The organism is Frankia sp. CeRuru1, assembly GCF_977966315.1.
This window is the reverse complement of sequence record NZ_CDWWEW010000297.1, coordinates 1-6,479: the sequence shown is the minus strand read 5'-3', so window position 1 is coordinate 6,479 and position 6,479 is coordinate 1. Positions and strand designations below refer to the sequence as shown.

Here is a 6,479-nt window from a genome sequence, read left to right as displayed (position 1 = left end):
GTCCGGGCGGCTGGCAGCCCGCGCCGGTGGTGAGCAGACCGAGCGTGACGGCGGCTCCGATGGTCACCAGAATGCGACGGACACCGACAGCCCGCCCGGTTCTTCTCTTAACGGGTCGACGCATATTTGAACCTCTCTCGCGTCTCTCACGTGTTCTCCGATCCGCTATTCCCTACCAGAACTTCCCCACTCAATGACAACGGCGCGCCGAGCCCTTCGATTCCGTTTCACGTTTATGTATTCCCGTCCGGATTATCGGGCCGCGCATCGGGCGAACGGCCGGGCCGGTGAGAACCCGATGCGGTTGGCACCGGAACACCCTGCCCGCCCGGCCATCGATGACAATATTTATCAAGATGGGAGAACCGATACATCTGTGCCGAACCGGCGAAAGTCCGGGCGGCGGCCACGCCCGCCGTTGACCGGCGTCGACAGCCGTTGACCACTTTTGACACCGTTGACCATCCTCCGGGAGGACCATTCCAGCGGCCGGTCATTGCCCGGGAGTACGGGCCGGGCGACCGGCTGCGCCCACATCACCGGGGGTGCCCGCAAGGGGTATCCGCATACCCCGGATGGGCTCATGTTTCCAGTCCGGTGGAGATGTTCCCGTAGGAGCTGGCCACCCGGCGTACCGGGCTCCTAGTATCCTCGGGCCGGGATGACAGATTTCTGGAAATACAGCGCGGAGGAAACCATGCTCCCCTCACCGGGCAGGTCGGTATGCCGCCCGCACCTCGATCGGGTGCCCGTCCGCCCCGGCGGCTCCGGGGCTATGAGGGATGCCGCACAATCCGTTTCAGCCCGTACCCGGCACCCGTCCCGCCGCGCCGTATCCATCATGGTCACCGCAATACTGCTCGTTCTGTTCTCAGCGTTGCCGGCCGGCGCCGTGATCCGCCGTCCGGTGCATCATCCGCTCCCGATGATCAACGTTTCGTACGAGACCGGCGCGGTGAGCGGCGTCGGGCGGCAGACCGACCTGACAATCACCGACAAAGGACCGGGGATCCTGCACGTCCAGTCAATCTCGGTGGACGGTGAACGCCTCCTGGATCAGAACTCCCATCTCCGGATCGCGCCGGGGCACAGCTACATGTTCACCTTCGGCTGGGCCGGTGGCCCCGGGGGTGGTCCGGACGGGCCGACGGTCGTCATCGACAGCGATGCGCCTACCAGCCCCACCGTCCTCCACATCGGCTATCAGTGAGGCCGCACCGGCAACGAGACCGCACCCGGTGAGGCCGGGCCGGCAACGAGACCGCATCCGGTGAGGTCGCACCGGCAACGACGGCGAGGCCCGCGGTACCGGTGACCGCCCGGAGGGCGCCGATGCCGTTCGCCGACGCCACCGGTCTGCTCGCAATCCGGATGGATCGGGAACGGGCGGCCGTGGTCTCGGGTGTCTGCTGCCGGCAGATCGGGCGGTCGTGCCCGCTCGGCGCAGATAAGAATGGAAGGGATGACACCACGATCGTTCGCCGACCATCTTGCGGATCTGGACTTGCCGGCGCTGGCCGCTCTGCTCCGCTCGCGTCCGGACGTGCTGGTCGAGCCGGTCCCCCGTGGTTTCGGGCAGCTCGCGCAGCGGCTGGAAAGCCCGGACTCGCTCGCGGCGGCGCTGTGGGAGCTGAACCGCGACACGCTCCGGGTCGGCCAGGCGGCGGCGCTGCTGGGGCAGTCCGCGACGGTACCCCGGATGGCCGAGCTGTTGGGTGCGTTACCGGACGCGGTGCGCGCCGGGGTGGGCGATCTGTGCGCCCGCGGCCTCGCCTGGACCGACAGGGTGGTCCACCTCCCGGAGCCGCTGCACAACCACTGGGTCGAGGAGATCAGTTCCGCCCGCCCGGTCGCAAAGATCGCCCACAACGTCCTGGTCGAGGATCTACGTAAGGCGGTCACGGCGCTCGGGGCTCCGGCCGAAAACCTGCGCAAGACCGAGCTGACCGCGCGGCTCACCGAACTCATGTCCGATGCCCGCCGCATCGCGACGATCATCGCTTCCCTGCCCGCCCCGGCGAGGCAGCAACTCGATGACCTGCGCCTGGCCACGGCCGGCGGCTACTTCCCTTACACGTTCCCCTACACGCCCTTCGAGGAGGTCCACGACCAGAGGGCAGCCGCGCAGCCCATCAGGCAGCTGATCACCGCGGGGCTGGTGCTGGGCGTCGGCAACCGGCCGGAGCTCCCCCGTGAGGTCGCGGTCGCCGCCTGGCTGGCCAGGCACGACCAGGGACTCACCGGGCCGCCGGACATTCCCCGGCCGGAGGTGAACGAGGCTGTCGTCCGGTCGAGCTCCCAGGCGGCCGCACAGGGCGCCATCCGCGCCGTGACCGCCCTGCTCGACGAGGCCGCCGCCCCCGTCGTGGCGCTCAAGCGAGGAGGCGTCGGTGGGCGGGAACGGGCCCGGCTGGCGAAGCGGCTGTCGATACCGTTGGCCGAGCTGCCGCTGTGGATCGACCTGGTCGCGGCCGCCGGCCTGCTGACCTTCACCGATGGCGGCTACGCACCGAGCCCGCGGTTCCAGGAGTGGCGGGAGGAGTCGCCAAGCCATCAATGGGCGACGCTGGCTGCGGCGTGGCACGCTCTGGAGCACGCGCCGACGAGCCGCGAGGGTGCCGACGAGAAGGACGTCCCGCCGCCCCTGCCCATCGAGTCGGGGGCGGGCCAGATTCGCCGGGTGCTGATCCGCGCGGCGGCCGGCGGGCGGTCGGTGCGGCTCACGGCTGAGAACCTCGACTGGTTCTTCCCCCTGCACGGCTACGACGCCGCCACCCGCAAGATCAAGGTAGCGGCGGCGATCCGCGAGGCCGAGCTGCTCGGGGTGTTCGCCCTCGACGTCCTGTCCGAGCTCGGCCAAGCTCTGCTCGAGGCCGCGCCGAGCACCACCGACACGGCGGCTGCCACCGTCGGGCTTATGATCGTCTCGACCGCGGACGAGTTCGCCGCGCAGGCCGCGAGGACGGTGCGGGACCTGGCGGACCGCTGCGCCGAGCTGCTGCCTGAGACGCCGTCCAGCCTGATCCTGCAGTCTGATCTCACCGCGGTCGTGTCCGGCCAGCCCAGCGCGGCGATGTCCCAGCTCCTGCGGGCCGCGGCGGTGCCGGAGTCCCGGGGCGCGGCCGGGACCTGGCGGTTCACCTCCACCAGCGTCCGCGCCGCGATGGACGCCGGATGGTCCGCCACCGAGCTGCTCGAACAGCTACGCACCATAGCCGATCACGGTCTCCCGCAGCCGCTCGAATACCTCATCGCCGACGTCGCCCGCCGGCACGGACACGTGCGGGTCCGCGGGATGCGCAGCGCCGTCCTCGCCGACGCGCCCACGACCGCCGAGATCCTCCACACCCGGGCGCTGGCGAAGCTGCACCTCGCCCGGCTCGCCCCCACCGTGCTGGCAAGCCCGGTGGAACTGGGCACGGTCCTCGCCGAGCTGCGCCGGACGGGCTTCTACCCCGTCGCCGAGGACGCGACGGGCACCGTCATCGTGACGAGCGGGCCGGGACGGAAGGCGCCGCGGGGGGCCTCGGCACAGCCGTACCGGGCGTCCCGACCGCGCGGCGGGCCCCCCGCCGGTCCGTCGGCGACCCGACGGCGGCTGACGGCCGACGAACTCGCCCAGCGCCTGCGCACCGGCGAGGACGACGGTGTCACCCTCCTGACCAATCTCGCCCAGCGGCTCGGCGAGATAAACGGGCGGCTGAACGACGCCGAGCTCGCCGTGCTGGCGGACGCGGTGGAACGCCGCAGCGACGTCGTCATCGCCTACCGGGACAAGCAGGGCACCCGGACGGTCCGCCGCATCCAGCCGAACCAGCTCTTCGGCCGGTGGCTGAACTCCTGGTGCCACCTGCGCAACGCCGAGCGCGAGTTCGCCGTGGCCAACATCGAATCCGTCAGTCCCGTCGGCTGACCGGCACCCCCTTCCCTCCGAGGCGGCGCCCGAGATCCCGAGCTCACCGCGGCGATGACCACCCTGGACGTCACCGCGCCCAAAAAGAACATCCATGAAAACCCCCCGACCGGGAGCCATCGGAGATTGCGATCCCTCCAGGGATAATCAGCGACCCGATGGTAAATCCGCAGGTCGACGCCATGATCCAAGTCTAGTCGCCGGGCCCGAAGGGGTCGCGGCATCCGGTGCCGCCACTGGACACAGCCGGTGAAGGCGGCCGGCACTGGCAGGCGCGTCCAACTGGTAGTCGTCAGGGACTGTAGGGCGGTGCATCTCGCAGTGTCGAAGCGCAAGGAGACCGCATGCGGTAGTCCGTCCTTCGGATGCCGCCCGCTTGGGGCCGGGTGGTTCACCGGAGTCCCAGATCAGAGGCTATCTCGCCGGGAGAGCCGCACCCCGCGGGCCGCCCCGTCCGGACGCAGGCACGAGCCACCGGTCATGTCTTTTCCGGCCCGGTCCCGGACCCGGCCGTCGAGGAGGATTTCTGCCTGTGGCAGACTGCCTCATCATGCGCGCTGTGGCTCTGCCAGAATCAGATAGGTAGCATGCGCACGGGACGGAGAAATGAATGAGATTCCGCGTTGATGTCGCAGCCGACGAGCCGGCCATCAAGTGGGAAGATGTCTTCACTCCGGCGCGGGCCGTTACCTACGATCTGATTCGGAGCCAGGACCCGGCCTTGGCCGAGGAACTGCATGACCGGGGATACGCCGGGAAATCACTGCGTCCACTCGGTGTCTCGCCTCCACATTTCCGGGACACACGGAAGACCCGCGGTGTCTATGCGACCTCCGGCGATGGTTCTCTCAGACCACCCGCAGTTCGCCGATCGCCTGAGCCATAACCTGCGGCACAAGGCCGACCTGCTCGGCCTGCCGTCGGACGTGGACGTCGAAGTCGTCTCCGCTGGACCTCCCCGGAAATTTCTGGTACAGCGGGCGCCGCGGCACGGCAGCACCGCCGCCGTGCCGCATCAAAGCAGACGCCGCCCTGCTGGACGCCATTTATGACTGGAGCCTGGGACTGGCGACCAACCAGGGGTTCGGATGGATTCGGTAGCATGTCCGTAACCGGCGCAGTCCCCGTCACGGCCAACAATTTATTGCTGTTGACCGAGCATCCGTTGCAGCGGAGCGGAGCTCGGTCGATCGCCGTTCTCGCCGGCCGGGAAAATGTTGAGGACGTTACCGGAGAGGACCTGGGCAGGGTAGCCGAACAGATCGTCACGGACGTCGTTCAGGCCGCGATCGCCGGCAAGGATTATCTCGCCTACGACTGGTGGAAAATCCTCTTCGCAATGTATCCGAACGCGAAACCCACCCACGCCAGGCGGACCCGGGACCGGGCCAAGCTGACCGCGGAGGTGAAGGAGTTCTTCGCGCCGGATCGGGCCGACGACGTGCTACCGGCCGTGTGCCTTCTGCGAGGGCCCCACCGACGTCCTCTGGGCGAAGTCGAACCTGCCGATGTTCGACACCACTCCGATCCGACGGGTGATGATCCCTATTCGTCGTTCTGGTCTACGACACGGCGGCGGAACGCAACCCCTAGGCGTTGCGCACGTGCCGCAAGTACCTGCACTGGGTGCAACGCAGCGTCTTCGAGGGCGAACTGTCGGCCGCGCAGTATCGTGCGCTGGTGACCACGCGGCGCGGCCAGCCTGATCTCCTTTACGGCAACATCCGCCGGGGCACGGGACGCCCCGCCCGCCCTGGCACCGGGAGCTGAGAACCGCCTGAACCCACCGGTCGGTGAAGCTCGGTGGAACCCTCGGTCGGTTTTCGCTCAGGCGTGCGGCACGGTGCCGCAGGACGCCGTCGACGCGCCCCGGTAGCCGGTGAGGAAGACATCGCGGCGCTGCCGCGCCGACCCGTGCGTCCAGGTCTCCGGGTTGACCTGGCCGGATGCCCTGACCTGAATCCGGTCGTCGCCGACGGCCTCCGCCACGCCGAGCGCCTGGTCAAGGTCGGCCTCGCCGATGGTGACGTTCCCGCCGGTGTTCGCGAGGGTGCTCCAGACCCCGGCGTAGCAGTCGGCCTGCAGTTCGAGCTGCACGCTGAGCTCGTTCTCCCGGGACGGGTCCGCCCGCTGTGCCTGCCGCACCCGCGCCTCGGTCCCGGTCAGCGTCTGCAAATGACACCGTCGGTACCACCGTCGGTACCACCGCCGAGCACCGTCACCACCAGGTAGATGAGCAGACCGACGATGCTCACCCCACCGCCACCGACAGCGATCCCCCTGCCGAGACCACCACCTCGCCTGTCCTCGAGCTCGGATGTGTCGACCGACGAGTCGTCGAACTACATGACCTGCCTTCCGCCTTCCCCTTCTCCCCGGGCATGACCGGTCAGCCGGGTTCCGCAGGCAGTATGTCCATGCCGATCGGCTCTCGAATCTGGACCCGTCGGCTCTCGCACCCGGCCCGGCCGACGTCACGACCGACACCGCACCAGCCGGAAACCCGTAGTCGATTCATGACACAAAGTTGTGGGGGGGTAGGCACGTTTTCGGGGCCCGGAAGCGT

At 69.0% G+C, this 6,479-nt stretch carries 3 protein-coding genes and 2 pseudogenes; 3 read left to right on the top strand and 2 right to left on the bottom strand.

Annotation, left to right across the window (positions count from 1 at the left end):
• Positions 1-841 precede the first annotated feature (841 nt).
• A complete protein-coding gene (locus tag AC08OP_RS18400; RefSeq protein WP_476615328.1) occupies positions 842-1,210 on the top strand; it encodes a hypothetical protein in 369 nt (122 codons plus the stop codon).
• A gap of 252 nt (positions 1,211-1,462) precedes the next feature.
• Positions 1,463-3,913 (top strand): helicase-associated domain-containing protein, encoded by a 2,451-nt coding sequence (locus AC08OP_RS18395; RefSeq protein WP_476615327.1) that lies wholly within the window; start codon positions 1,463-1,465, stop codon positions 3,911-3,913.
• 848 nt (positions 3,914-4,761) lie between these two features.
• Here AC08OP_RS18395 and AC08OP_RS18390 read toward each other — a convergent pair.
• Positions 4,762-4,929 (bottom strand): hypothetical protein, encoded by a 168-nt coding sequence (locus AC08OP_RS18390; protein ID WP_476615326.1) that lies wholly within the window; start codon positions 4,927-4,929, stop codon positions 4,762-4,764.
• 580 nt (positions 4,930-5,509) lie between these two features.
• On the opposite strand from AC08OP_RS18390, the pseudogene AC08OP_RS18385 reads away from it, so the two are divergent.
• Positions 5,510-5,641 (top strand): annotated as a pseudogene (locus AC08OP_RS18385) (CRISPR-associated endonuclease Cas2); the annotation flags it as partial.
• Between the two features lie 99 nt (positions 5,642-5,740).
• On the opposite strand, the pseudogene AC08OP_RS18380 reads toward AC08OP_RS18385, so the two are convergent.
• Positions 5,741-6,255 (bottom strand): annotated as a pseudogene (locus AC08OP_RS18380) (neutral zinc metallopeptidase); the annotation flags it as partial.
• Positions 6,256-6,479 lie beyond the last annotated feature (224 nt).